The organism is Selenomonas sp. AB3002, from assembly GCF_000702545.1.
Classification (GTDB): Bacteria; Bacillota; Negativicutes; order Selenomonadales; family Selenomonadaceae; genus Selenomonas_B; species Selenomonas_B ruminantium_A.
Genome location: NZ_JNIO01000008.1, coordinates 1,378,056 through 1,403,330, shown reverse-complemented (window position 1 = coordinate 1,403,330; position 25,275 = coordinate 1,378,056). Strand labels below are relative to the sequence as shown.

The following is a 25,275-nucleotide window of genomic DNA, read 5'->3' as shown; positions in this document are numbered from 1 at the left end:
ATGAGTTATGATTTAATTTTTAAAAGCTATTAGGGGGATTTATATTATGGCAAGACTGTTTGGCACGGACGGCGTCCGGGGGGAAGCAAATGTGACTTTGCTGCCGGAGATGGCTTACCGCCTGGGCCGTGCTGCTACGCTTTATTTTGGCAAGGATAGTGAGGAGGAGCAGCCTCTCATCATCATTGGCCGCGATACCCGCCTCTCCGGGGAAATGCTGGAAGCCGCTCTGGTGGCAGGCATCTGCTCTGCTGGCGGCCGTGCCATGCTGGCAGGAGTCATTCCTACGCCGGCCATTGCGTATCTGGCCCGCAAGCATCGCGCCAAGGCAGGCATCGTGATCTCTGCCTCCCACAATCCTTTCCATGACAACGGCATCAAGTTCTTCGGCGGGGACGGCTACAAGCTGCCTGACTCCGTGGAAGACGAGCTGGAGGCCATTGTGCATCAGCTGGAGGAAAATGATGACCTGTACCGTGCCAAGGGCAGCCGTATCGGACATCTGGAGGCACGCAAGGACCTTCTGAACCAGTATATAGACTTTGTGCTGAGCACCTGTGAGGAGCGCCTGGATGGCATGAAGATCGTGCTTGACTGCGCTAACGGTGCTTCTTTCGAGGCTATGCCCCAGATCCTGCGCCAGCTGGGAGCCAAGGTGAAGGTTATCCACGCTCTGCCCAATGGCATCAACATCAATGATGGCTGCGGCTCCACTCACATGGAGTCCCTGCAGAAGGCTGTAGTGGAGTATGGTGCAGATCTTGGTATTGCCAATGACGGCGACGCTGACCGCTGCCTTTGCGTGGACGAGAAGGGCGAGATCATCGATGGCGACCATATCCTCATCATGTGCGCCACGGATATGATCAAGAGCGGCACGCTGCCTTACAAGACTGTCGTGACCACGGTGATGGCCAACATCGGTTTCCACAAGGCCATCAAGGCTGCCGGCGGCCGTGCGGAAATCACCAAGGTGGGTGACCGCTATGTTCTGGAAAACATGCTGAAGAACGGCTACAAGATTGGCGGCGAGCAGTCAGGACATATCATTTTCACTGAATACACCACCACCGGCGACGGCCTCATCACTGCCCTGCAGGTGCTCAAGTCCCTGAAGCGCAGCGGCCGCAAGGCTTCTGAGCTGACCGCTCTCATGACCACCTATCCCCAGTTGCTGCTGAATGTGAAAGTGGCTACCAAGGAAGGCTGGGAGGAGAACGAGAACATCAAGGCTGCCATTGCTGCAGGCGAGGCGGAGCTGGGGGCTGAAGGCCGCATTCTGGTGCGCCCCTCCGGTACGGAGCCGCTGATTCGCGTTATGGCTGAGGGCCCGGATCAGGAGCAGCTGGATGATATCTGCAACCGCATTGCCGATGTGGTGAAGGCGGAGCAGGGCTGATGGATGCGGCCTTAGTGCTGGTGAGCTTTGGGGTGGCGGGCCGTGAGGCCCGTGCCTTGGGGCTTGAGAAACTGGCAATGGAAATGGGGGAGGCCCTGCCTGATATGGAAATCCGGCAGGCTTATACCTCCGTTTTCATCAGGAAGAAACTTCTGAAAGATGGGATAATCATTCCTTCTCTGGCAGAATGCCTGGCAGGGATCAGGCAGGAGGGCTTTCAGAAGGTATTCCTGCAGCCAACCCATTTCACGCCGGGTGAAGAATATAATCATAAGGTCATTGAGGCTGCGGAGGAGTTCCGCGGCAGCTTTGAACTGCTGAAAATCGGTGAGCCTCTTTTCTATCAGGAAAAGCCCGGGCAGGATGATTTTGCGTCAGGCCTGGCGGCTGTATTTTCTGCCTATCATCTTGAAGATGGGGAAGATTTGGTCCTGTTGGGCCACGGTTCACCCCATCAGCACAATTCCGTTTATGAGAAACTGCAGGAGAGGGCGGACAGGCAGGACTTTCCCGTTCATATTGGCGTGCTGGAGGAAAGCGATACGCCCAACTTTGACATGGTGCTGGCGCGCTTGCAGAAAAAAGGCACAAAAAAGGTGTTGCTGGCCCCGTTGCTTCTGTCAGGCGGCCTCCATGTCCATGAGGATATGGCTGGGGAGGGTGAAGGTTCCTGGCTTTCCCGCCTGAAGGCTGCAGGCTTTGAGGTCAGGACGGAGCTCAGAGGTCTGGCAGAATACCCGGTCTTCCGCAGGCTCTACCTTGCCAAGGCCTTGAAGCTGGTGGGAAGCGAATAGCCAATAGCTATTAGTTATATTCTCATAAAATATTTTGATATTTTCCCTGATTGTTGTATAATACACAAATGGGAATTTCTATGGTTTCATCAAATACATTATAATGAGGTGATTTCATGTCACAACCGGTTACGACGAACCCGTTCATCATCATGCTCATCAACATGACGGTGGTGTTCCTGGTTTTGATCGCCCTGGGAGTAGTCATCAATCTTATCCACTATTTTGATCCTACCAAGCCCAAGGCCAAGCCTGCAGAGGAGGCTCCGGCCCCCGCTCCTGCTCCGGCTCCCGTAGTGAAAGCTGCGCCAGAGCCTGTAAAGGAAGAAGGCCTTACCCCCGAGGTGGTAGCGGTGATAGCAGCGGCAGTGGCCAGTCTTGGCTACGGTCCCGGCGCCGTCAAGGCCATCAGGCCTGTTGACCGAAACGGCTGGAAGCAGTCCGGCCGCACCATGGGCATGGACCGCACGGTTTGAGCAGGGAGGGATATAGATGGAATTATTTAATGCTTTCGTAGTCTCCCTGCAATCCGTCTGGACAGGGAGCGGCTTTGCCACCTTTACCATGGGGCATGCCATCATGATTGCTGTAGGCTTGGTGCTCCTCTACATGGCCTTCGTGAAGGAATTTGAGCCTTTGCTTCTGGGGCCTATCGCCTTTGGCTGTATCCTGGCCAACTTCCCGGGCACGGGCTTCCTGGAAGAGCCGGGTCTTATGCAGGCTATCCATTACGGTATTGCCAATGAGATTTTCCCGCCGCTGATCTTCCTGGGCATCGGTGCCATGACTGACTTCGGTCCGCTGCTGGCCCGCCCGGTGGTGCTCCTCCTGGGAGCAGCTGCCCAGATTGGCGTGTTCGTGGCTCTGGTAGGTGCCATGCTGCTGGGCTTCAACGTGCAGGAAGCAGGCGCCATCGGCATCATCGGCGGCGCTGACGGCCCCACGGCCATCTACCTTTCCATTCAGATGGCTCCGCACCTCTTAGGCGCTATTGCCGTGGCAGCTTACTCCTACATGTCTCTGGTGCCGCTGATCCAGCCGCCCATCATGAAGCTTCTCACCTCCCAGAAAGAGCGTGAGGTGCAGATGGAGCAGCTCCGTCCTGTGACGAAGTTCGAGCGGGTGATGTTCCCCATCGTGGCCACCATTCTCATCAGCCTGCTGCTGCCGCCCATTGCGGCTCTGCTGGGCATGCTGATGCTGGGCAACCTGTTCCGCGAGTCCGGTGTCACTGACCGTCTCTCCGATACGGCTCAGAACTCCCTGTGCAACATCGTCACCATCTTCCTGGCCACTGGTACCGGCATGACCATGAGCGCCGAGAGCTTCTTGGTGCCCCAGACCCTGCTGATTATCTGCCTGGGTCTTGTGGCCTTCGCTGCCGGCACCGCAGGCGGCGTCCTCTTCGGCAAGATCATGTGCCGTCTCTCCGGCTGGAAGATCAACCCTCTGATTGGTTCCGCCGGCGTCTCCGCTGTGCCCATGGCTGCCCGCGTCAGCCAGATGGTGGGCATGAAGGCCAAGCCCGGCAACTACCTGCTGATGCACGCCATGGGCCCCAATGTGGCCGGCGTTATCGGTACGGCAGTAGCTGCAGGCACTATGCTGGCTATGCTTAAGTAAAGCAATATATTGAATTTATTTCATGAAAATCCTGGATTCTTTGCCGAGTCCAGGATTTTTTTACAAAAAAATAACAATCAAGCAGGAATTCTTTGAAAAAAGGCGAAACACTAATACTGTCAGCGTGGAAGCTGAAAGGTTTTAGGAGCTGTACTACTATTCGCAGCAATAATTGCAGCTCAAGTTTTGGAGGGGGTTTTTGTTATGATCGGGATCAAAAATGTCATTGCTATTGTTTGCGGCGGCGGGCCTGCCCCTGGCATCAACAGCGTTATTTCCGGAGTGGTGAATGAAGCTCACCGCCAGGGCTGGGATGTGCTGGGCATCTACGACGGTTTCTCCCGTCTGGCCCGTGGCGAGAAGAACTACATTCGCCTGGAGCCGAAGAATATCAGCCGTATTCATCTCACTGGCGGCTGCATCTTGAAGATGTCCCGCTTCAATCCCACTAAAAAGGAATCAGACCTCCGCACGGTGGTTGAGACTTTGACTGAGCTGGGTGTCACCCATCTGGTGACCATCGGCGGTGACGATACGGCTTACAGCTCCGCCGCTGTATCCGACTATGCCCGCCGGGCAGGGCGCACCATCAATGTGGTGCATGTGCCCAAGACCATTGATAATGACCTGCCGCTGCCGGAAGGTGTGCCCACCTTTGGTTTCGAGACGGCAAGAGCCTTCGGCACTACTGAGATAGAGAATCTCATGGAGGATGCCCGCACTTCCAACAACCGCTGGTACTTCACCATCGCCATGGGCCGTACCGCAGGCCATCTGGCTCTGGGGATGGGCCGCAGCGCTGGAGCAGCCATCACCATCATTCCGGAGGAATTCCCCCAGGAAAAGATTCCCCTGCAGCAGGTGGTGGATATCCTGACCGGTTCTCTGGTGAAGCGCTATCTCACCGGCAAGAACTACGGCGTGGCAGTCATTGCCGAGGGCGTCATCGAAAAGATTGCCCCGGAGGACTTCGACAAGCTGGGCCAGGTAGTGAAAGACGAGCATGGCCATATCCGCTACAGCGAGCTGGACTTTGGTGAAATCATCAAGCAGGCTGTTCTGGCTGAGGTCAAGAAACTGGGCATCAAGGTGTCCATCATTGATAAGGAAATCGGCTACGAGCTCCGCTGCACCGCGCCCATTGCTTACGATATCGACTATGCCCGCCAGCTGGGCTTCTCGGCAGTCAGCTTCCTTAAGGAAGGCGGCAGCGGCGCCCTGATCACCATTCAGGACAACAAGTCCGTGCCCATGTACTTCGAGGATATCAAGGATCCTGAAACGGGCAAGACGGCAGTCCGCAAGGTGAACATCGAGTCTGTGCACTATCAGATTGCCCGCGGCCTCATGATGCGGCTTGAGGAGGGGGATCTTGAAGATCCGGGCCTTGCAAATGCCTACCACATGACCCAGGAGGAATTCAAGGCACGCTATGAATACCTCTTTGAGGGCACTCCCACGGTGGAAGGATAAGCATATTCCTATAGAAGCAAATAAAGCAGCCTGTCAGGGAATTAAGCCCTGACAGGCTGTTTTTTGCTGCTCAGGAATTTTTTTACATTTTTTTCAAAAAAGGGGTTGACGCAGGGGACAGGATAATCTATAATACTATCTTGTCAGCCGGTGCTGAGGCGCAAGAGCCGAAGCCAAGGCAGGATAATCGCGGGATGGAGCAGTCGGTAGCTCGTCGGGCTCATAACCCGAAGGTCACAGGTTCAAGTCCTGTTCCCGCAACCAATTATGATTTTTCCATTTCACTCATCGCGGGGTGGAGCAGTCGGTAGCTCGTCGGGCTCATAACCCGAAGGTCACAGGTTCAAGTCCTGTCCCCGCAACCAATGTTTGGAATGCTGATGTAGCTCAGTCGGCAGAGCGTATCCTTGGTAAGGATAAGGTCACCAGTTCAATCCTGGTCATCAGCTCCATATATATTGGCGGCATAGCTCAGCTGGCTAGAGCATGCGGTTCATACCCGCAGTGTCCGGAGTTCAAGTCTCTGTGCCGCCACCATTTGTAAAAAAGAGTCCCTTTCGAGGGGCTTTATTTTATGCCCTGGAAATTTATGGAAATTTCCTGAGGAAAATCCTTAAGGGTGTCAAGGTTTTACTGTTGACACGCCAGGGCTTCTGTGCTAAATTATATTAGTGACGTCTGCAAGAAGGGGCGTCAAAGAGTCCAAAGCGTAAGGGGTGTAAGAAGAGATGCGCAACAATATTACCTTGGAGTGCACGGAGTGCAAGAGCCGCAACTACCGTACCAACAAGAACAAGAAGAACAACCCGGATCGTCTGGAGTTCAATAAGTACTGCAAGTTCTGCAAGAAGCACACGGTCCACAAGGAAACGAAGTAATTGCAGTAAGGGCAGGAGGATGTGAAACTCGTGAAGAAGTTCATAGACGAAGTAATCGCCGAAATGAAAAAAGTGTCCTGGTCCACGAAGAAGGAACTCGCCACTTATACTGGTGTCGTTGGCATCGCGGTTGCAGTGGTATGTGCCCTGATCTGGATTTGCGATACGTTCTTCGCAAGATTGTTCCACATCATTTTAAGGTAAGCTGGGTGAATTAAGCATGGCAGATAAGGACGAGCTGGACCTGCACAAGGACAATCCTGGCAGGGCCTGGTATGTGATTCATACCTACTCCGGCTACGAGAACAAAGTAAAGGCCAACCTTGAGCGCCTGATCCACACCGCCGGCATGGAAAAGATGATTTTCAATGTGGTGGTTCCTGTGGAAGAGGAAGTTGAAATCAAGGAGAACGGCCAGAAGAAAGTCGTTCCGCATAAAGTCTTCCCTGGATATGTGCTGGTTGACATGATTGTCGATGAGCGTTCCTGGTATGTTGTGCGCAATACTACTGGTGTCACCGGCTTTGTCGGCTCTGAAAAGCACCCGATACCGCTTACTGATGCTGAGGCACAGCGTATCCTGAAGTCCACGGACGAGACGAAGCTCAAACCTGAACTCGATTTCGAGGTAGGGGATGTAGTTCGCATCAATTCGGGCGTCTTTGAAAACTACACCGGAACGATTACTTCCATTGATACTGAGAAGTGCCGTCTGAAGGTGCTGGTGGAGGAGACTCCGATTGAACTCGATTACAAGCAGGTTGAAGAAATCTGATTGTAGTTGTAGATTATTTCCTTTTGAGGAGGTGTTTTGAAGATGGCAAAGAAAGTTGCAAAGATTGTCAAGCTCCAGGTTATGGCAGGCAAGGCTAATCCGGCTCCTCCGGTAGGTCCGGCACTTGGTCAGGCAGGCGTTAACATCATGGGCTTCTGTAAGGAATTCAACGAGAGGACCAAGACTCAGGCCGGCCTTATTATCCCGGTTGAGATCACGGTTTTTGAGGATAGATCCTTCACGTTCATCACTAAGACTCCGCCGGCTGCAGTGCTTCTGAAGAAGGCTGCTGGCATTGAAAAGGCCTCTGGCGAGCCTAACAAGAACAAGGTTGCCAAGCTGCCCCGTGCCAAGGCACAGGAGATTGCTGAGAGCAAGATGAAAGACCTCAACGCTGCTGATATCGAGGCTGCTACCCGCATGATCGAGGGTACTGCCCGCAGCATGGGCATCGAGATTGTTGACTAAGCAATGATTTCGTGCCTCGTGGGAGGCAGACACCGTTATCACCACGATGATAGGAGAATGAAAAATGGCTAAAGCTGGTAAGAAATACCAGGACGCTTGCAAGCTCATCGAGGCTGGCAAGGTCTACACGGCTGCTGAGGCTATGGAACTGGTCAAGAAGACCGCTACGGCTAAGTTCGATGAGACCATCGAGCTCCATGTCCGTCTCGGCGTTGACCCCAAGTACGCTGATCAGCAGGTCCGCGGCGCAATGGTTCTTCCCCATGGTACGGGCAAGAGCAAGCGCGTCCTCGTCTTTGCAAAGGGCGAGAAGGTTAAGGAGGCCGAAGAGGCTGGTGCAGATTTCGTCGGTTCCGATGAGATCGTGCAGAAGATTCAGGGTGGCTGGCTCGATTTCGACGTGGCCGTTGCTACTCCGGACATGATGGGCACCGTCGGTCGTCTTGGTAAGGTCCTGGGGCCCCGCGGCCTCATGCCGAACCCGAAGCTGGGTACGGTTACCATGGATCTTGCAAAGGCAATTTCCGAGATTAAAGCAGGTAAAGTCGAATACCGCACCGATAAGGCCGGTAACGTGCATTGCCCCATCGGCAAGGCATCTTTCGACGCTGAGAAGCTTCAGCAGAACTTCCAGGCCCTGATTGATACACTGATTCGCGTGAAGCCCGCTGCTGCCAAGGGCCAGTACATCCGCTCCATCACTGTGAGCGCTACTATGGGCCCCGGCGTGCCGGTTCAGCTTTAAGAATCAGCGAGGCTCCGGCCTCAGGGGCGCCTTATGGCACCCTGACAACTGTATATCGATGGCTGTAGACAGCAGGTTTGATTCCATCATCTAACGGCGCAAGCCGCCTGCCGAGGCCGGAGCACATGAATTTGAAAATTATGCCTCCGGCTGGTGTCAGCCGGAGGTTTTTTACAGGCTTTAATAATAAAAAAAGAAGGAGGTGCAACCAGACAATGGCTGTAAATGCAAAGAAAGAGGCAATCGTAGCTGAGCTCAAAGAGCAGCTCACCACCGCTAAGGGTGTTGTGCTCACCGGCTACAAAGGCCTTACTGTTGCCCAGGATACCGAGCTTCGTCGCACTCTGCGCGAGGCTGGCGTGACCTATCATGTTGTGAAGAACACCATGCTCCGTTTCGCCGCTGAGGAGGCTGGTATCGAGGGTCTCTCCGAGCATCTCGAGGGCACCACTGCTTTCGCTTTCGCTGATGATGCCGTGGCTCCTGCCAAGGTCATCTGCGACTTCATCAAGAAGAACAAGCTGGAAGACACTGAGGTCCTGACCGTCAAGGTCGGTATGGTCGAGGGCAAGGTCATTGACGCAAACGAAGTCAAGGCCCTGGCATCCCTGCCCAGCCGCGAGGAACTCATCGCCAAGGCTCTTGGCAGCATGAACGCTCCTATTGCCAACACTGTCAATGTGCTGCAGGGCGTTATCCGCAAGGCCGTCTATGTGCTTGAGGCTGTTCGCGCTCAGAAAGAGTCTGCCTAAGACGGAACTGCATGACGAAGATAAATGCTTCGCCGCTGGCACCGCAAGTGCCATTCAATAAGAAAGAAATTAAAAGAAAGATTATGGAGGTATATTAAAATGACTAAAGAAGAAATCATGGAAGCCATTGAGAACATGACTGTCCTGGAGCTGTCCGAGCTCGTTAAGGCTATGGAGGAGAAGTTCGGCGTTAGCGCTGCTGCTCCTGTTGCTGTTGCTGCTGTTGGCGGTGCTGCTGCTGGCGCTGCTGCTGAGGAGAAGAGCGAGTTCACCGTTATGCTCGCTTCCGCTGGCGACAAGAAGATCAACGTTATCAAGGCTGTTCGTGAGGCTACCGGCCTCGGCCTGAAGGAAGCTAAGGCTCTCGTTGATGGCGCTCCTGCTGCTGTCAAGGAGAACGTTGCCAAGGCTGAGGCTGAGGAGCTCAAGGCTAAGCTCGAAGAGGCTGGCGCTACTGTTGAGCTGAAGTAATTCAGTTTGACTCTCTAAAGGTCAATAGAAGCTGTGAGGAAGTGGACTTCGGTCCACGACCTCACAGCTTTTTTATTTGTTAAAATTTTCCATTGTGTCTCCCTTCGTGGTACAATAAAAGATAAAGAAAGTTCGTATGGAGGATACAGCAGATGGCAAAGACTAGCAGTGCTAATATTGGCTTTGAAAAACAAATTTGGGATGCAGCGTGTGAACTCTGGGGGCATATTCCTGCCGCCGATTACCGCAAGGTTATTGTCGGCCTAATCTTCTTACGCTATATAGGTAACGCCTTTGAGAAGAGATATAACGCACTTGTGGAGGATGGTGAAGGCTTCGAAGACGATCCGGATGCCTACGAGGAAGAGAATATTTTCTTTGTCCCGGAGGAAGCACGGTGGAGCAAGATTGCTGACAATGCCCACAAGCCAGAAATAGGCAAGATAATCGATGATGCCATGCGTGCCATAGAAGCGGATAACAAGAAGCTGAAGGATGTGCTGCCTAAAAACTTTGCCAGCCCTGATTTGGACAAGCGGGTATTGGGGAACGTGGTAGACCTCTTTACTAACATGGACATGGATGAAACTGAGGAAAGCAAGGATTTGTTGGGCCGCACCTATGAATACTGCATTGCCCAGTTTGCTGCTTACGAGGGGGTCAAGGGCGGTGAGTTCTACACTCCAGCCAGTGTGGTAAAGACCATTGTAGCCGTGCTCAGGCCTTTCTCTAACTGCCGGGTATATGATCCATGCTGTGGCAGTGGAGGCATGTTTGTGCAGAGTGCCAAATTTATCCAGGCCCATAGCAGCGTAAGGGGAGAGATTTCCGTCTACGGGCAGGAATCCAATGCCGATACGTGGAAAATGGCTAAGATGAACCTGGCTATTCGTGGCATTGATGCCAACCTTGGCGAGCACCAGGCCGATACTTTCTTCAATGATGTACATCCTACTTTGAAGGCCGACTTTATCATGGCCAATCCTCCTTTTAATCTCTCCGGATGGGGACAGGACAAACTGCAGGACGATAAGCGTTGGAAGTACGGTATACCTCCTGCAGGCAATGCTAACTATGCATGGATTCAGCACATGATTCATCACCTTGCCCCCAATGGCAAAATAGGTTTGGTGCTTGCAAACGGGGCCCTTTCTACCCAGACCAGCGGCGAGGGAGAAATCCGCAAGAATATCATTGAGGACGATTTGGTAGAGGGCATTATCGCCATGCCCACCCAGCTTTTCTACAGTGTCACTATTCCTGTGACTCTGTGGTTTATCTCTAAGAACAAGAAGCAGAAGGGGAAGACCCTCTTTATTGATGCCCGCAAGATGGGCTATATGGTTGACAGGAAGCACAGGGACTTCACTGATGAGGATATTGCCAAGCTTTCTGATACTTTCGCTGACTTCCAGGCAGGAAATCTGGAAGAGGTTAAGGGCTTCTGTGCTGCAGCAACCACGGAAGAGATTGCTAAGCAGGACTATATCCTGACCCCCGGGCGTTATGTGGGCATTGAGGAGCAGGAGGATGATGGGGAGCCCTTTGAGGACAAGATGAAGCGACTGACAAGGGAACTTTCCGAGCTATTTGATAAATCACATGAGTTGGAAGATAAGATTCGGAAGAATCTGGGGGCGATTGGATATGATGTATAAATGACTAGCTACAGAATAGAGGTTTTCTGATGAAAAAATGGCGCGAGGTTCGGTTGGGGGATGTGTGCGAAAAAATAGGCAGTGGCGCTACTCCCAGAGGTGGTAAGGAAGCATATCAGGAGACTGGAATATCGCTAATTAGAAGTCAAAATGTCCTAGATTTCGAGTTTTCAGAGGATGGTTTAGTATACATCAACAATGCGCAGGCTGATAAGTTAAAGAATGTCTGTGTTGAATCTGGTGATGTGCTGCTGAATATTACAGGTGATTCTGTAGCGCGTGTCTGTATGGTAGATGATGCATTCCTCCCGGCAAGAGTGAATCAGCATGTTGCTATTATCAGAGGAAAGAGAGATATAATATCAAACAGTTTTATTCTGTACTGGCTACAGGTACAGAAGCCGTATTTGCTTATGTTATCAGCTGGTGGAGCAACGAGGAAAGCACTCACCAAGCAGATGATAGAAGATTTACGAATTCCGTTGCCTGACTTAAGTGAACAGAATAGAATAGTAAAAGTATTAGATGATATTCAGGATAAAATACAATGTAATTCAAAGATAAACAAGATTTTAGAAGATCAAGCACAAGCAATATTTGGTAAGATAATCGAATCGTCACATTCATCATATTGCACCTTGTCCGATGTTGCTCAGTTAAATCCAAAACGAGCATTATCAAAAGGAAATATTGCAAGATGTATCGATATGTCACAGTTATCTAAATCAACAAGTTTTCCAAATGGATGGGAATATAAACCTTTTTCGGGAGGTATGCGTTTTTGTAACGGAGATACCTTATTGGCAAGAATAACACCCTGCTTAGAAAATGGTAAAACAGCATATATAAATTTCCTTGATGAAGGGGAAGTAGCATTTGGTTCTACAGAATATGTTGTGATTAGTTCTCGGGGAAAGTATCCTAGTGAATTTTTCTATTGTCTGGCTAGATATCCTGAATTTGTTGATTATGCAGTAAAAAATATGGCGTGTTTCAAAAACAGCCATTTGATGTTTAAAAATCCTTTGAAAGAGCAAAAAGCAACACCCTCCTGTGCGGCATAAAATGCCGTTGAGTTTTCGCTTTTGTGTGCGAAATTTATGCAACTTGTTCCGCCATGTCTTTGTCCCAGAATCCATATTCCTCCAGCAGGTCAATGAATTCTGGCCACGGCTTGCCTGTAAGCAGTTCCAACGGGCTGTGGCCCTTTCTTGACGCAACCCTTGACCTACGGTACTTCTTCGCATTCATGTGAAGTTGAACCAGGCTATAAAAGTTCGATGAAACATGCCTCTTTATGTTCATGTAGGCACGAAGCCTGCCATTGACATTTTCGACCATGCTGCTGGCCCTCTTGATGCCGGTGACTATTTCATCATGCACTTTTTCAACATTGGCTAACTCCCCTGCCGGGATGAGGGCTGATGCCTGCCGGGTAAGTTCCGCATAGGCTTCTGACTCTTTGTTTACTGATAATCTGCTATAGAGAAGACGGAACACCTCCTTAGGCAGTCCCATAGCCTCAGCTTTCATGCTGAAGTCACGGAACAGTCTGCTTATGAAAAGCATGGTCGTAGGCAGCCGATCCTTGAACCGCAGAATTTCGCTGCTAAGCTTGTATGACCAGCTATGGCGGATTGACACAGCAAGCATCTCGTCAAGAATCCAATCCATTAGCTCCATCACCTCGTCATAGCTATGGCCGCTAAAGGAGACCATCTCACGTAGCCAGGAGTATAGGATATCCAACATGTCAAAGTCTTCTATCATGGCTGGAATTGCAGTCTTGTAATCAGCCAGCTTCTTCTGTCTCTTCCTGGCCCGTTGGCTCCATTGCCTTTTCTCTTTTGCTGCGGCACTTTCAAGCTTGTAGCATTCCGCAAGCTCCTTGAAGGTATGCTCTTTGAAGCGGTAAACGGGACGGCCTATGTCCCTTAAGACATGGAATAGATCAAGCTGGGTATCGGCATCAGGGAAGGCGGCCTTCACGCCTTTGAGGAGACCGCTGCCAGCATCGCTGATGGCCACCTTCAGCTTGAGCCCCAAATCCTTCAAGGTCTCCATGGCAAGTTCCCACGTTTCGCCCTTGCGGTCATCCATATTCTGCATCAAGTAGATGTAAGTGGAATCGGGGTCAACACCTGTGAGCACTGGCTTGTCACTGCCATCAAATACCTCATCGTTTGCCCCATGGCAGATACCGTCCAAGGGGATGGCCTTAGTGATTTCCGCTGCAAAAGCTCCCGCTTTTGACAGAAATTCACTTATGTGGCCGATGGAACGCCGGGTGTTCTTACAGTCTAGCGTGGCCAAGACACGCTGTATGCCTTCCAAGGAAGCGTGTGCATCTAAGGCTAAAGCCAGGATTATCTTATCAATACCCTTTTGCGTGAGTATGATGCAATCGGCTGGGATGTCTGGTTGCGCATCAATTCTGGCTTCAAGTTGAGCAAGGCGGTTGATATTTCCATAGACAGCCTGAGGGGTAACACCAAATGCTTCAGAGATCACAGTTACAGGCAAATTCACCTGGTCAGCCCACTTTCCGATAAGTCCCATAAAAAAGGAGCAAGAGTTAAAACCACCGGGTAACGAAGTGGGAACTCCAGATAAAAGACTTTTCAATATCTCTTTTGGGTAGTACAATGATGTTAGCATACGGTACACCTCCTATGCCTAACTGGATTGTTGCTACTCTCAGTATAAAGCATTTGAGGTGAACGTATGCTTTTATTTTATTTGAACAGCAGTTGAGATAATTTAAGGTGAAGTCAACAGATTTTTTTCAGGCTGGTTTTAAAGCTGATTTTGATGTTTTTGAAACACGCCAAAAATATGAATGGAAGCAGTGGAAGACAAAGAGTATCTGCTGAAACCATAGGAAAATATGAGCTGCCAAGACTGAGTGATTCTGATATGCAGGAGTTTCGTGAGGTAGTACCGCAAATTTTTGCTGTATGTTGCAATAATTCTCTGGAAAATATTAGGCTTGCTAATTTGCGTGATGCACTACTCCCACGACTTTTGTCCGGGGAAATAGATGTATCATCTATTGATCTATAGGTCTTTAAGTTCGTTTATGTGGAGTAAGAAAATATGTATCTAAGAAATGTCTTATTTAAAAATTATGGTGCACTAAAAGATGTGAAGTACGATTTTCAGTTTAATGAAAATGGGACACCTAAGCCAACAGTTTTTATTGGTAAGAATGGTGTAGGTAAAACATTGCTGCTATCAAACATTGCACATTCGCTAATAGAAATTAAGCGAAATTTTTATCAAGAGATTTCTGATGTTATTGGACAAAGTTATTATAGAGTTGGGTCAAAACATTATATATCGTCAAGTGAAAATGATGCATATAGCAAAATGACTTTTGATAATGATGCATATTATGTAGATTTAATGGCTAGAGATTATGATGACTTCAAATCACACTTTGATCCTAAAATGTATAATGGTGTAGATATATATGATAAGAATTTGAAGGATAATGGCTTTTATGTAAAAACTCAAAAGCCATTAGTAAATGTATTTGAACAAGAGATTTTTTTATATTTTCCTGTGGAACGTTACTATATCCCAACTTGGGAGAATGAAAAAAATTATTCATCCAAATTTGTGTTTAACGACACTAATTATGTTGGGAAATGTAATGACTCGATAATTCAATATAATTTATTGGAAAATGTAGAGTCGTGGCTTTTAGATGTGGCTATAGATCAAGCTCTGTATGAGAATAGAGCCCTGCCAGTAAAAGTAGAGAATGGTGATACTCCATTAACTTATAGAATAACTGCGGGAAAGAATACAAATATAATTAACGCAATTAACACGCTCCTAAAAAATATCTACATGAATAAGTATTCTTCAATGAGGTTTGTTATAGTACCAAAACAACATGGTCGTAGACAAATTCAAATTTTAGGAAGCGTTGATAACGAAGGAGAAAATTTGGTCGTTCCTAGATTTGCAAACCTATCATCTGGAGAAATTATGTTATTAGGTATGATGGCTTCGATTTTACGGGAGTATGATAAATTTAGCACGTTGAATTCTATGACTTTTGAAGCTATCTCCGGTGTTGTTTTGATTGATGAAATAGATCTTCATCTACATTCTGATTTATTAAAGACTGTTTTACCAAATTTAATTAGTATGTTTCCTAAGATACAATTTATAGTTACTAGCCACTCACCGTTCTTCCTTCTAGGTATGAAAAATAAATTTAAGGATAGTTGCAATTTTGTAACACTACCTACAGGAACTATTACGAACCAAATAGAGCACTTTGATGAAATAGAAAGATGTTATTCTATTATTGATGAGAGTTATAAAGAAGTTCTAAATTCGTTGGATGATGTTAATAAAAAACTAGATAAGGTAAGCAAGCCATTAATTATTACTGAAGGGAAGACTGACTGGAAACATATAAAACACGCTCTTTCTTGTTTGCAGAAAAAGGGAATGTTTCAAGATGTTAATATAGAATTCTTAGAGTATGAATATGAATTAGGAGATTCAAAACTAGAATCGTTATTGGATAATCTTGCGAAAATTCCTCAGGTACATAAGATAATTGGCGTTTTTGATTGTGATACAAAAACGGGGAAAAAGTATATTGATACCGTTGATTTTGGAAATAACGTATATGGTTGTTGTATAACAGATGTTCATGGATATGGGGATGATATATCTATAGAACTTTTATACACTCGTGACGATTTGAAAAGATGTGACAAGAATGGACGCAGAATATATCTGTCAGAAGAATTTAAGGAAAAATCGCATCAACTCAAAACGAATTCTCAAATTACGTGTTCTAACAGTGCGATTGCTGGTGCATACAAGAGTGGCATTGTAAAGATAATAGATAGCAATGTTTTTGATAGTGAAGAAAAAAGCTTGGCACTCTCAAAAAGTGACTTTGCAGACAATGTTTATAATGAAAAGGGTAATTTTGCTGACATAAGCGTTGAAGGATTTAAAAATATTATTGAGTTGATACAAGAAATTTTCAATAATTGAAAATCACTCTATGTAGTTTGCTGTTAGGAATGTATAGATATGAATAAGAGGATTTTATCTTTAGAAGATATTGTCACTTTAGTAAGACCTTTAGCAGAAAGATATAATGCTAAAGAGTTATATCTGTTTGGTTCCTATGCTAGAGGCGAAGCGGATGAGAATAGCGATTTGGATTTCCTGGTAATCGGTGGAGATAAATTCAAGCTGACCAATGTATTTGCATTAGGGGAGGAATTGCGAGAGGCTTCGCAAAAGAACGTAGATATATTTGAAATTCATGAAATCAATCAGGATAGCGAATTATACAAGACTATTATGCAAGATCGAATATTGATAGTGTAAAATAGATATCTTCGTAGAGATATATAACCTTGGAGGTGAAAGAAATGATGTATCCTTTTTTGACATTGGAAGATGAGACTGAAATTGTGCATTCTGAGTTACTTGAAAACAACGAGGTGAAAGTTTATATAGAAAAACCTGATGAGAAAGATTGTTTTCATCACATGACCTGTTATCTGCCAAGCTACAAAGTAGAGGATATATTTGGTTTTAGTGAAGATGAAGTTCAGAATTATTTAAGCATCATAAAGAGTACATCGCATCTTATTATAGAGTTCGCCCAAGGTGGAGGATTTGAAAATGCCGCAAATCTTTAAGATTGGTTCTTACTGGGTATACTTCTGGACAAACGAAAGCGATCCTCTTGAACCGGTTCATGTTCATATTTCTGAAGGTAAGCCAGTGCCAAATGCTACTAAGGTTTGGATTACCAGTGCGGGAAAGTGTTTACTGTGCCATAACAAATCTAAAATACCTGCCATTGCATTGCGGAATATAATGCGTATTATCGAAGCAAGAAGTGATGAAGTTATAAAAAAATGGCATGCATATTTTTCTAACGTCACCTTTTATTGCTAAGAGGTTGCTTATTTCCGTACCCTGGAAGGGAGGAAATTATTTTGTCAGGATTTTATACCGAAGCCGACTATGAAAACTCTGTTATGGAATTATTCAGCGGGCTGAACTATGATATAGTCTATGGCCCGGAGGTGGAGCGGAATCAGCGCAGTCCTCTTTATGATGAAGTTCTAGAGGATTATATCCGGCGGCTGAATTCTGATTTGCCAGAGGATGCCATTGCTGATGCCCTTTATAAGCTCCGCAACTTTGAGAGTGGCGAATTGGCACAGCGCAATGAAGTCTTTATGGACTACCTGCAAAGTGGCATTCCTGTGCGGTATACGGTCAATGGGGAGGAGCGCTCGGCTATTGCTTATTTGGCGGACTATGAAAATCCTGACAACAATTCCTTTATTGCGGCCAATCAGTGGACGTATATAGAGAACAGCCAGAAGAGGCCGGATATTGTCATCTTCTTGAATGGCTTGCCCATAGCCATTATTGAACTGAAATCTCCTTCCCGTGAGGAAACGGATGCCAGCGAGGCATATTTGCAACTGCGGAACTACATGCACGAAATCCCGTCTATGTTTATCTATAACGCTATCTGCGTTATGAGCGACATGATGACTTCCAAGGCGGGGACTATAACTTCCGGCGAAGACAGGTTCATGGAGTGGAAGACAACTGACGGTAGTTATGAAAATACACAGTATGCCCAGTTTGACACCTTCTTTGAGGGAATCTTTGAGCAGAACAGGCTGCTGGATATCCTGCAGAACTTTATCTGCTTTTCCAATGATGGCTTGTCAAAGGTCAAGATTCTGGCGGGCTATCATCAGTATTTCGCAGTGCGCAAGGCTATTGCTTCCACGTCCCATGCCACAGTTACTGATGGCAAGGGAGGCGTTTTCTGGCATACACAGGGCAGCGGCAAGTCCTTATCTATGGTATTCTATGTCCATTTGCTACAGTCGGCACTGAATAGTCCCACTGTAGTGGTGATAACGGACAGGAATGACCTTGATGACCAGCTGTATGGGCAGTTTGCCAGGTGCAAGGCTTTTTTGCGGCAGGAGCCGATCCAGGCAGAGAGTCGGGAGCATTTGAAGGCTTTGCTGGCAGGACGTCAGGCTAACGGCATCATCTTTACCACCATGCAGAAGTTTGAGGAATCGGATGAGCCTCTGTCAGAGCGACGGAATGTAATCGTGATGGCGGACGAGGCGCACCGCTCGCAATATGGCCTGACTGAAAGAATAGTCATGACCCATGACGAGGAGGGGCAGGAAATCGCCAGGCGGGTAGTGGGCACGGCCCGCATTATCCGTAACAGCCTGCCTAATGCCACTTATATAGGCTTTACAGGTACGCCTATTTCTGCCAAGGATAGGAGTACCCGTGAGGTTTTTGGCGATTATATAGATATTTATGATATGACCCAGGCAGTAGAAGATGGGGCTACCCGTCCTGTCTACTATGAGAGCAGGGTCATCAAGCTGCAGCTTGACGAAGCTACGCTGAAACTGATAGATGCAGAGTATGACTTGATGGCTCAGAATGCAGATGAAGCAACCATTGAGAAAAGCAAGCGTGAGCTGGGACAGCTGGAGGCTGTGCTGGGCAATGACAAGACCATCAATTCGCTGGTGACGGATATTCTCGATCACTATGAAAACTATAGGGAAAATTTGCTGACAGGCAAAGCCATGATTGTGGCGTACTCTCGCGCTATTGCCATGAAGATTTATTGGCGCATTATGGAACTGCGGCCAAATTGGAGCGAAAAGGTAGCTGTGGTCATGACTGAGAGCAACAAAGATCCTGAAGACTGGCGGCAGATAATTGGCAACAAGCGCCGCAGGGAAGAACTGGCGCAGAAATTCAAGGATAATGACAGCCCCATGAAAATAGCCATAGTAGTGGATATGTGGCTGACGGGCTTTGATGTGCCATCCATGGCAACCATGTATGTCTACAAGCCCATGAGCGGGCATAATCTCATGCAGGCCATTGCCCGTGTCAATCGCGTCTGGCGGGACAAGGAAGGCGGGCTGGTAGTTGACTATGTGGGCATTGCTTCTGCTCTCAAACAGGCCATGAATGATTATACTGTGCGTGACAAGAAGAATTATGGCAATATGGACATTGCCAAGGCAGCCTATCCGAAGTTCCTGGAAAAGCTCTCTGTCTGCCGTGATATGTTCTATGGCTTTGATTACGGGAAGTTTGCTAACGGCTCTGATTTGGAAAGGGCAAAGACCATTACCGGCGCTGTAAACTTCATTGTTGCTCGTGAGAAGGATAAGGAGAAAGAAGCGTTTATCAAAGAGGCGCTGCTACTGCATCAGGCCTTGTCACTATGTTCTTCTCTTGCACCGGAAGAGGAACGCTTCGAGGCGGCGTTTTTTGAGGCTGTGCGTGTGCTGGTGCTCAGGCTAACCCATCAGGGAGCAGGACAGAAGATTTCTTTGCCGGAAATGAATCAGCGCATCAACGAACTCTTGAAGCAGAGCATCAAGAGTGACGGGGTTATCAATCTGTTTTCTGATGTGGAGCGTGAGTTTTCTCTGTTTGATCCTAAATTCCTAGAAGAGATTTCCAAGATGAAGGAGAAAAATCTTGCTGTGGAATTGCTGAAAAAGCTTATCGCTGAGCAGGTGCAGGTATACCGTCGCACCAACGTAGTGAAGTCTGAGAAATTCAGCGAAATCATACAGCGTGCCATGAATGCCTACTTGAATGGCATGCTTACCAATGAGCAGGTCATTGAAGAATTGCTTAATCTTGCCAAGCAAATCTCCGAGGCGCAAAAGGAAGGACAGCAGCTGGGGCTCACGGCTGATGAACTGGCTTTTTATGATGCTTTGACAAAACCCCAGGCCATCAAGGATTTCTACGAAAATGATGAGCTTATTGCCATTACCAAAGAATTGGCTGATACCTTGCGCCGCAATCGTACCATTGACTGGCAGAAGCGTTCCAGTGCCAGAGCCAAAATGCGCATGCTCATCAAGAAGTTGCTAAAGAAGCATAAATATCCCCCAGAGGGCATGGATGATGCCGTGCAGACGGTGATGCTGCAATGTGAATTGTGGACGGATAATCAGGATATGGAGGGACAGGGAATTTATTACAAAGCTTACGAAGAAAATGAGTATTCATTGGCTGCTGAAAGTCGGTCTGTATATAAATGAAATCTAAATTGGAGCATAATTATGTATACTATAGAGCATAGGCAGGAAGATTATCACCGCGTACTGGAGCGCTTGCAGTCTGCTTTGCAGAAAGAGCCTGATGCTGATGAGATATACCTGGATGCCACCATTCAGCGCTTTGAGTTTTCCTTTGAGCTGGCGTGGAAACTGATGAAAGCTGTGCTGGAGTATGAGGGCATCGAAGTCAGCAGTCCCCGCTCCAGCATTAGGGAGGGCTGGAAGGCGGGGCTGATAGCTGATGCAGAGACATGGCTTGACATGCAGGAGAAGCGTAATCTGTTTACCCATATCTATGATGAGTTTACGGCATTGGAGGTCTATCGCCAGATAAAGGAAAAGTATGTGGCGCTCTTAGTGGCTTGGGATGAGGAAGTTCAGAGGAGATTGTTGGAGACTGGGGCAATCTGATTTTAGAAGTGTGTGAAATATGACGTTAAAACATATTTATTTTACTAGAAGATGAAGCATATAACGATTGACACCAAGCAGAGGGGGGTGACTATGAATCAGGATACTATGGAATTTGTGATCTATATGATTCACGCCTGTGCCAATAAATGGCATCTATCGCCGAAGCAGGTCTACCATAAATTACAAGAAACGGGCTGCATAGATGGATATCTGGTGCCCAATTACGATATCCTGCATACCCAGGGGAGTGGCTATTTGATAGATGATATTGCAGAGTACCTGCGGATAAGAGGGGTGGCAGTATGATATATTCATCACTCAGCAGGCTATAGACAAGTTGCTGACTTATGATTCCTACTTCGAGGTGTGAGCTATGGATGAGAATATTTTGGAGCAGGTGTATCAGGAGAAACTGGAAGAGCGGATTGTTGCTCAGATAGCGAAGGAAAGGGACATTCCTTTGGAAAAGGCCATGCGGATATATTATAGTAGTAATCTGGCTGATCAGATACATCAAGGCATGGAGGGGATTCAGTATCTCGACTATAAGGTGTTGGCGCAATTACTGATTGAAACGGAAGATGAAAAGTTTAGCATGTAAGTGCAACGAACCTTCGAAGAAAAAGGCAGCTGTAAGGGGATGATGATCTGAACTTGCCATCAAATTCTTTCATTATATTATATACAGCGCGGAAGAAACTTAAACTGGAGGAAAATTCGCCCCTTGACAAAGGGGCATCCTTATGATAAAGTTATAAACTACAGGAAATTGAATAGGGATAACTGTGCGCAAGCGGAAAGGGACTGGAAGCAAGGTGTGATTTTGATTGATGCCTTGTTTTTTTTTCTGATTCATTCTTTCCGTGTTTTCTTTGCGTTCTTTCTACATTCCTATCGTTCAAGAAGTAATTTAGTTAAAATCAGGCTAAGGGGTGAAGGATTTAATGTTTAATCCTGTGCCGGTGGGCAAAAGAACCAGGTATAGCTACGCCAGAATCAAGGAAGTCATGGAAATGCCTCACCTGCTGGATATCCAGCGGGCGAGCTACAAGTGGTTCCTGGATGAGGGGCTGCAGGAAATCTTCCGTGACATTTCTCCAATTCAGGATTTCTCCGGAAATCTCGTACTCTCCTTTGAAAGCTTTTCTATGGGAGAGCCTAAGTATGACCTCGATGAGTGCAAAGAGCGTGACGTGACCTGGGCTGCGCCCCTGCGCGTCAATGTGCGTCTCATCAACCGTGAGACCGGCGAAATCAAGGAGCAGGAAGTTTTCATGGGGGATTTCCCCCTGATGACCGACACGGGCACCTTTATCATCAATGGTGCAGAGCGTGTCATCGTCAGCCAGCTGGTTCGTTCTCCCGGCGCTTACTATGGCGAGGAGATCGATCCCACCGGCAAGAAGCTCTACAATGCTACCGTCATCCCTAACCGTGGTGCCTGGATTGAGCTGGAGACGGATACCAATGATATCGTATCTGTCCGCATCGACCGCACCCGCAAGATGCCCGTGACCTATTTCATACGGGCTTTGGGCTTTGCCTCTGACCAGGAAATTCTCCAGCTCTTTGGCAATGACCCTCGCATTGCTGCCACCATCGAGCGTGACGGTGAGGAAGTCAAGAGCCAGGGCAAGGCTGTGGTGGAGATTTACAAGCGTCTCCGTCCCGGTGAGCCTGCCAACGAGGACAACGCCCAGCAGCTTTTGGACTCCCTGTTCTTCGATCCCAAGCGTTATGACCTGGCTACTGTGGGCCGCTACAAGCTCACCAAGAAGCTGGGCTGGAAGCGCCGTATCCGCGGCCGGGTCCTGGCTGAGCCCATTGTGGATCAGGCCACTGGCGAGATTGTCATTCCCGCCAAAGAGGTTGTCACCGAGGAGATGCTGGACGCTGTCAGCGCAGAGCGTGAGCGCGAGATCTTCGGTGAGGGCAACATCATCGAGCTGTACCTCCTGAAGAAGGATGGCACGAAGATGAAGCTCCTGTGCTCTCCGACTCTGGAGATGCATGACCGTACGATTACCCGCAACGACATTATGGCATCCATCAACTACCTGCTGAACCTGATGGATGAGGTGGGTGCCACCGATGACATCGACCATCTGGGCAACCGCCGCGTCCGTGCGGTGGGCGAGCTGTTGCAGAATCAGTTCCGCATCGGTCTTTCCCGCATGGAGCGCGTGGTGCGCGAGCGCATGACCATCCAGGATGTGGATGTCATCACGCCCCAGGCCCTTATCAATATTCGTCCTGTGGTGGCTGCCGTGAAGGAATTCTTCGGTTCCTCCCAGCTGTCCCAGTTCATGGATCAGCATAACCCCCTGTCCGAGCTCACTCATAAGCGCCGCCTCTCAGCCCTTGGCCCCGGCGGTCTGTCCCGTGAGCGCGCAGGTTTCGAGGTTCGCGACGTTCACAACTCCCATTACGGCCGTATGTGCCCGGTTGAGTCTCCTGAAGGACCGAACATCGGTCTGATCGGCTCCCTGGCTACCTATGCCCGCGTAAATCAGTTCGGTTTCATGGAGACTCCTTATCGCCGCGTGGATAAGGAGAACCATCGCGTGACCGACGATGTACGTTACCTTACTGCTGACGAGGAGGACGAGCTGGTCATTGCTCAGGCCAACGAGCCTTTGGATGACAACGAGTGGTTCGTCAACGAGCGCGTTACCGCCCGTTACAATGAAGAAACCGGCCTCCATGGCCGTGATACCGTAGACTACATGGACGTGAGCCCCCGTCAGGTGTTCTCCATCGCTACGGCCATGATTCCCTTCCTGGAGAACGATGACGCCAACCGTGCCCTCATGGGTGCGAACATGCAGCGTCAGGCTGTGCCTCTCCTCCGTACCCAGGCACCTCTGGTAGGTACCGGCATGGAGTACAAGGCAGCCTGCGACTCTGGCGTCATGATCCTGGCCAGGCGTGCAGGCACGGTTGAGGAAGTTTCCGCTGACCACATTGTCATTCGTACGGAAAACGGCGACCGTGACCGTTACAAGCTGCAGAAGTTCCTGCGTTCCAACCAGGGCACCTGCATCAACCAGCTGCCGATTGTCTACAAGGGAGACAAGGTCTTCGAGAAGCAGCCTATTGCTGACGGTCCTGCTACTGACCACGGCGAGCTGGCCCTTGGCTACAACATCATTGTTGCCTACATGCCTTGGGAAGGCTACAACTATGAGGATGCTATCCTCCTTTCCGAGAACCTCATCAAGCGCGACCTCTATACCTCTATCCACATCGAGGAATACGAGTGCGATGCCCGCGACACCAAGCTGGGCCCTGAGGAAATCACCCGCGATATCCCCAATGTGGCTGAGGAAGCTCTGAAGGATCTGGATGATGAAGGTATCATCTCCATCGGTGCTGACGTGCGTCCTGGCGATATCCTGGTGGGCAAGGTCACTCCCAAGGGAGAGACTGAGCTGACCGCAGAGGAGCGCCTCCTGCGCGCCATCTTCGGTGAGAAGGCCCGCGAGGTTCGCGATACTTCCCTGCGTGTGCCCCATGGCGAGGCAGGCAAGATCGTGGACGTGAAGGTCTTCAGCCGCGACAACAACGACGAGCTGCCCCCTGGCGTGAACCGCCTGGTGCGTGTCTATATTGCCCAGAAGCGCAAGATTTCCGTGGGTGACAAGATGTCCGGCCGTCACGGCAACAAGGGTGTCGTGTCCCGCATCATGCGCCAGGAGGATATGCCTTTCCTGCCGGACGGCACTCCCGTCGATATCATGCTGAACCCCCTGGGCGTGCCTTCCCGTATGAACATCGGGCAGGTACTGGAGACTCACCTTGGCATGGCCTGCCGCAATCTGGGCATGCAGATCAAGGCTGGCGATCCCACAGTGGAGAGCAGGCTCCGGGCTGCAGGTTATGATTATGACAAGAACGGCATGCCCAAGCCCGATGTGGCAGGCATCCATATCGCTACCCCGGTCTTTGACGGTGCCGGTGATGCTGATGTGTTTGGCACCATCAAGGCAGCCGGCCTGCCTGAGGATGGCAAGACCATCCTCTATGATGGACGTACTGGTGAGCCTTTCGAGAACCGTGTCACCGTGGGCTGCGTGTATATGCTGAAGCTCCACCATCTGGTTGACGATAAGATTCATGCCCGTTCCACCGGCCCGTACTCCCTGGTTACCCAGCAGCCTCTGGGCGGCAAGGCCCAGTTTGGCGGCCAGCGCTTCGGCGAGATGGAGGTTTGGGCACTGGAGGCTTACGGCGCAGCTTACACCCTCCAGGAAATCCTCACGGTCAAGTCCGATGACGTGGTGGGCCGCGTGAAGGCTTACGAGTCCATCGTCAAGGGCGAGAATATCCCCGAGTCCGGTGTGCCTGAGTCCTTTAAGGTGCTCATCAAGGAGCTCCAGTCCATTGGCTTGGACATCAAGGTGCTCAATGAGGATGCCAAGGAAATCGAAATCACCGATGATGACGATGAAGATATCAATGAGACAGCCAAGAAGCTGGATCTGGATGTGGCTGGGGTTGACCCCAACAAGGAAGGTGCTCCTGTGCCCAGCGCAGGTGCTGATTCCTATGATGAAGGAGCTTCCTCGGATGATGAGCAGGTTGATCCGGAAGAGATTTCCGAAGGCATCATCGCCGACATTGGCAGCATGATGGAAGAAACCGACATGGATAACGGCGAAGGCGAGGAATAAGAAGGG

24 protein-coding genes, 4 tRNA genes and 1 other annotated feature are annotated in these 25,275 nt (G+C 49.0%); of the genes, 27 read left to right on the top strand and 1 reads right to left on the bottom strand.

Translation table 11 applies throughout. From position 1 onward, the window contains the following. Positions 1-46 precede the first annotated feature (46 nt). The 18 genes from glmM (at position 47) to P159_RS20065 (ending at position 12,100) form a co-directional block, all read left to right on the top strand. The gene (gene glmM / locus P159_RS0114710; RefSeq protein WP_029545220.1) at positions 47-1,399 is read left to right on the top strand and encodes a phosphoglucosamine mutase; all 1,353 of its coding nucleotides are present in this window, start codon (positions 47-49) and stop codon (positions 1,397-1,399) included. After that, a complete protein-coding gene (locus tag P159_RS0114705) occupies positions 1,399-2,193 on the top strand; it encodes a sirohydrochlorin cobaltochelatase (protein ID WP_029545219.1) in 795 nt (264 codons plus the stop codon). Before glmM ends, P159_RS0114705 begins: the two co-directional genes overlap by 1 nt. A gap of 116 nt (positions 2,194-2,309) precedes the next feature. Continuing rightward, complete coding sequence (locus P159_RS0114700) at positions 2,310-2,669, top strand: OadG family protein (protein WP_029545217.1); 360 nt, start codon at positions 2,310-2,312, stop codon at positions 2,667-2,669. Between the two features lie 16 nt (positions 2,670-2,685). Further along, positions 2,686-3,816, top strand: a complete 1,131-nt coding sequence (locus P159_RS0114695; RefSeq protein WP_029545215.1) for a sodium ion-translocating decarboxylase subunit beta — start codon at positions 2,686-2,688, stop codon at positions 3,814-3,816. Positions 3,817-4,020: 204 nt separating this feature from the next. Continuing rightward, positions 4,021-5,289 (top strand): diphosphate--fructose-6-phosphate 1-phosphotransferase, encoded by a 1,269-nt coding sequence (pfp, locus tag P159_RS0114690; protein ID WP_029545213.1) that lies wholly within the window; start codon positions 4,021-4,023, stop codon positions 5,287-5,289. 188 nt (positions 5,290-5,477) lie between these two features. After that, positions 5,478-5,553: transfer RNA gene (locus tag P159_RS0114685), tRNA-Met, on the top strand. Positions 5,554-5,578: 25 nt separating this feature from the next. Continuing rightward, positions 5,579-5,654, top strand: a tRNA-Met gene (locus tag P159_RS0114680). 11 nt (positions 5,655-5,665) lie between these two features. After that, positions 5,666-5,741 (top strand) — tRNA-Thr (locus P159_RS0114675). 8 nt (positions 5,742-5,749) lie between these two features. Next, a tRNA-Met gene (locus tag P159_RS0114670) sits at positions 5,750-5,826 on the top strand. 191 nt (positions 5,827-6,017) lie between these two features. Further along, complete coding sequence (gene rpmG / locus P159_RS0114665) at positions 6,018-6,167, top strand: 50S ribosomal protein L33 (RefSeq protein ID WP_029545211.1); 150 nt, start codon at positions 6,018-6,020, stop codon at positions 6,165-6,167. A 21-nt stretch (positions 6,168-6,188) separates the two neighbouring features. Next, on the top strand, positions 6,189-6,371 hold the full coding sequence (gene secE / locus P159_RS0114660; RefSeq protein WP_029545209.1) for a preprotein translocase subunit SecE: 183 nt from the start codon (positions 6,189-6,191) through the stop codon (positions 6,369-6,371). Positions 6,372-6,387: 16 nt separating this feature from the next. Continuing rightward, on the top strand, positions 6,388-6,942 hold the full coding sequence (gene nusG, locus P159_RS0114655) for a transcription termination/antitermination protein NusG (protein ID WP_029545208.1): 555 nt from the start codon (positions 6,388-6,390) through the stop codon (positions 6,940-6,942). Positions 6,943-6,984: 42 nt separating this feature from the next. Continuing rightward, complete coding sequence (rplK, locus tag P159_RS0114650; RefSeq protein ID WP_029545206.1) at positions 6,985-7,410, top strand: 50S ribosomal protein L11; 426 nt, start codon at positions 6,985-6,987, stop codon at positions 7,408-7,410. Between the two features lie 64 nt (positions 7,411-7,474). After that, positions 7,475-8,155 carry a 50S ribosomal protein L1 gene (gene rplA, locus P159_RS0114645; protein WP_029545204.1) on the top strand — a complete coding sequence of 227 codons (681 nt, stop codon included), beginning with the start codon at positions 7,475-7,477 and terminating at the stop codon, positions 8,153-8,155. Positions 8,156-8,199: 44 nt separating this feature from the next. Continuing rightward, positions 8,200-8,337, top strand: a sequence feature (ribosomal protein L10 leader region). Between the two features lie 33 nt (positions 8,338-8,370). Then, a complete protein-coding gene (gene rplJ / locus P159_RS0114640) occupies positions 8,371-8,907 on the top strand; it encodes a 50S ribosomal protein L10 (RefSeq protein ID WP_029545202.1) in 537 nt (178 codons plus the stop codon). Between the two features lie 99 nt (positions 8,908-9,006). Beyond that, positions 9,007-9,378 carry a 50S ribosomal protein L7/L12 gene (gene rplL, locus P159_RS0114635; protein WP_029545201.1) on the top strand — a complete coding sequence of 124 codons (372 nt, stop codon included), beginning with the start codon at positions 9,007-9,009 and terminating at the stop codon, positions 9,376-9,378. Between the two features lie 152 nt (positions 9,379-9,530). Beyond that, entirely contained in the window at positions 9,531-11,036 is a 1,506-nt protein-coding gene (locus P159_RS0114630) for a class I SAM-dependent DNA methyltransferase (RefSeq protein ID WP_029545199.1), read from the top strand. Positions 11,037-11,065: 29 nt separating this feature from the next. After that, on the top strand, positions 11,066-12,100 hold the full coding sequence (locus tag P159_RS20065; RefSeq protein WP_072004163.1) for a restriction endonuclease subunit S: 1,035 nt from the start codon (positions 11,066-11,068) through the stop codon (positions 12,098-12,100). 34 nt (positions 12,101-12,134) lie between these two features. Here P159_RS20065 and P159_RS0114620 read toward each other — a convergent pair whose 3' ends face one another. Then, positions 12,135-13,694, bottom strand: a complete 1,560-nt coding sequence (locus P159_RS0114620; RefSeq protein WP_029545195.1) for a transposase — start codon at positions 13,692-13,694, stop codon at positions 12,135-12,137. Positions 13,695-14,132: 438 nt separating this feature from the next. Between P159_RS0114620 and P159_RS0114615 the strand changes: the two genes are divergently transcribed. From P159_RS0114615 to rpoB, 9 genes are all read left to right on the top strand, one after another. Next, positions 14,133-16,064, top strand: coding sequence for an AAA family ATPase (locus tag P159_RS0114615; protein ID WP_029545193.1), 1,932 nt, complete (start codon positions 14,133-14,135; stop codon positions 16,062-16,064). A gap of 39 nt (positions 16,065-16,103) precedes the next feature. Next, positions 16,104-16,406: a nucleotidyltransferase domain-containing protein gene (locus P159_RS0114610; RefSeq protein ID WP_029545191.1), complete on the top strand. Its 303-nt coding sequence runs from the start codon at positions 16,104-16,106 to the stop codon at positions 16,404-16,406. A 44-nt stretch (positions 16,407-16,450) separates the two neighbouring features. Then, positions 16,451-16,723, top strand: coding sequence for a hypothetical protein (locus tag P159_RS0114605; protein ID WP_029545189.1), 273 nt, complete (start codon positions 16,451-16,453; stop codon positions 16,721-16,723). Next, on the top strand, positions 16,707-16,985 hold the full coding sequence (locus P159_RS0114600) for a DUF4160 domain-containing protein (RefSeq protein ID WP_029545188.1): 279 nt from the start codon (positions 16,707-16,709) through the stop codon (positions 16,983-16,985). Before P159_RS0114605 ends, P159_RS0114600 begins: the two co-directional genes overlap by 17 nt. 41 nt (positions 16,986-17,026) lie before the next feature. Continuing rightward, positions 17,027-20,164, top strand: a complete 3,138-nt coding sequence (locus P159_RS0114595) for a type I restriction endonuclease subunit R (protein ID WP_029545186.1) — start codon at positions 17,027-17,029, stop codon at positions 20,162-20,164. Positions 20,165-20,185: 21 nt separating this feature from the next. Further along, entirely contained in the window at positions 20,186-20,593 is a 408-nt protein-coding gene (locus P159_RS0114590) for a nucleotidyltransferase substrate binding protein (RefSeq protein ID WP_072004162.1), read from the top strand. Between the two features lie 93 nt (positions 20,594-20,686). After that, a complete protein-coding gene (locus tag P159_RS0114585) occupies positions 20,687-20,902 on the top strand; it encodes a DUF3791 domain-containing protein (RefSeq protein ID WP_029545182.1) in 216 nt (71 codons plus the stop codon). Positions 20,903-20,969: 67 nt separating this feature from the next. Then, positions 20,970-21,197, top strand: coding sequence for a hypothetical protein (locus P159_RS0114580; protein ID WP_029545181.1), 228 nt, complete (start codon positions 20,970-20,972; stop codon positions 21,195-21,197). Between the two features lie 343 nt (positions 21,198-21,540). Continuing rightward, complete coding sequence (gene rpoB / locus P159_RS0114570) at positions 21,541-25,269, top strand: DNA-directed RNA polymerase subunit beta (RefSeq protein ID WP_029545177.1); 3,729 nt, start codon at positions 21,541-21,543, stop codon at positions 25,267-25,269. The last annotated feature ends 6 nt before the right edge of the window (positions 25,270-25,275 follow it).

Bases quoted from the DNA above. Each gene is read 5' to 3' on its own strand.
- glmM (WP_029545220.1), top strand. From the start codon at position 47: ATGGCAAGACTGTTTGGCACGGACGGCGTCCGGGGGGAAGCAAATGTG.
- P159_RS0114705 (WP_029545219.1), top strand. From the start codon at position 1,399: ATGGATGCGGCCTTAGTGCTGGTGAGCTTTGGGGTGGCGGGCCGTGAG.
- P159_RS0114700 (WP_029545217.1), top strand. From the start codon at position 2,310: ATGTCACAACCGGTTACGACGAACCCGTTCATCATCATGCTCATCAAC.
- P159_RS0114695 (WP_029545215.1), top strand. From the start codon at position 2,686: ATGGAATTATTTAATGCTTTCGTAGTCTCCCTGCAATCCGTCTGGACA.
- pfp (WP_029545213.1), top strand. From the start codon at position 4,021: ATGATCGGGATCAAAAATGTCATTGCTATTGTTTGCGGCGGCGGGCCT.
- rpmG (WP_029545211.1), top strand. From the start codon at position 6,018: ATGCGCAACAATATTACCTTGGAGTGCACGGAGTGCAAGAGCCGCAAC.
- nusG (WP_029545208.1), top strand. From the start codon at position 6,388: ATGGCAGATAAGGACGAGCTGGACCTGCACAAGGACAATCCTGGCAGG.
- rplK (WP_029545206.1), top strand. From the start codon at position 6,985: ATGGCAAAGAAAGTTGCAAAGATTGTCAAGCTCCAGGTTATGGCAGGC.
- rplA (WP_029545204.1), top strand. From the start codon at position 7,475: ATGGCTAAAGCTGGTAAGAAATACCAGGACGCTTGCAAGCTCATCGAG.
- rplJ (WP_029545202.1), top strand. From the start codon at position 8,371: ATGGCTGTAAATGCAAAGAAAGAGGCAATCGTAGCTGAGCTCAAAGAG.
- rplL (WP_029545201.1), top strand. From the start codon at position 9,007: ATGACTAAAGAAGAAATCATGGAAGCCATTGAGAACATGACTGTCCTG.
- P159_RS0114630 (WP_029545199.1), top strand. From the start codon at position 9,531: ATGGCAAAGACTAGCAGTGCTAATATTGGCTTTGAAAAACAAATTTGG.
- P159_RS20065 (WP_072004163.1), top strand. From the start codon at position 11,066: ATGAAAAAATGGCGCGAGGTTCGGTTGGGGGATGTGTGCGAAAAAATA.
- P159_RS0114620 (WP_029545195.1), bottom strand. From the start codon at position 13,694: ATGCTAACATCATTGTACTACCCAAAAGAGATATTGAAAAGTCTTTTA.
- P159_RS0114615 (WP_029545193.1), top strand. From the start codon at position 14,133: ATGTATCTAAGAAATGTCTTATTTAAAAATTATGGTGCACTAAAAGAT.
- P159_RS0114610 (WP_029545191.1), top strand. From the start codon at position 16,104: ATGAATAAGAGGATTTTATCTTTAGAAGATATTGTCACTTTAGTAAGA.
- P159_RS0114605 (WP_029545189.1), top strand. From the start codon at position 16,451: ATGATGTATCCTTTTTTGACATTGGAAGATGAGACTGAAATTGTGCAT.
- P159_RS0114600 (WP_029545188.1), top strand. From the start codon at position 16,707: ATGCCGCAAATCTTTAAGATTGGTTCTTACTGGGTATACTTCTGGACA.
- P159_RS0114590 (WP_072004162.1), top strand. From the start codon at position 20,186: ATGTATACTATAGAGCATAGGCAGGAAGATTATCACCGCGTACTGGAG.
- P159_RS0114585 (WP_029545182.1), top strand. From the start codon at position 20,687: ATGAATCAGGATACTATGGAATTTGTGATCTATATGATTCACGCCTGT.
- P159_RS0114580 (WP_029545181.1), top strand. From the start codon at position 20,970: ATGGATGAGAATATTTTGGAGCAGGTGTATCAGGAGAAACTGGAAGAG.
- rpoB (WP_029545177.1), top strand. From the start codon at position 21,541: ATGTTTAATCCTGTGCCGGTGGGCAAAAGAACCAGGTATAGCTACGCC.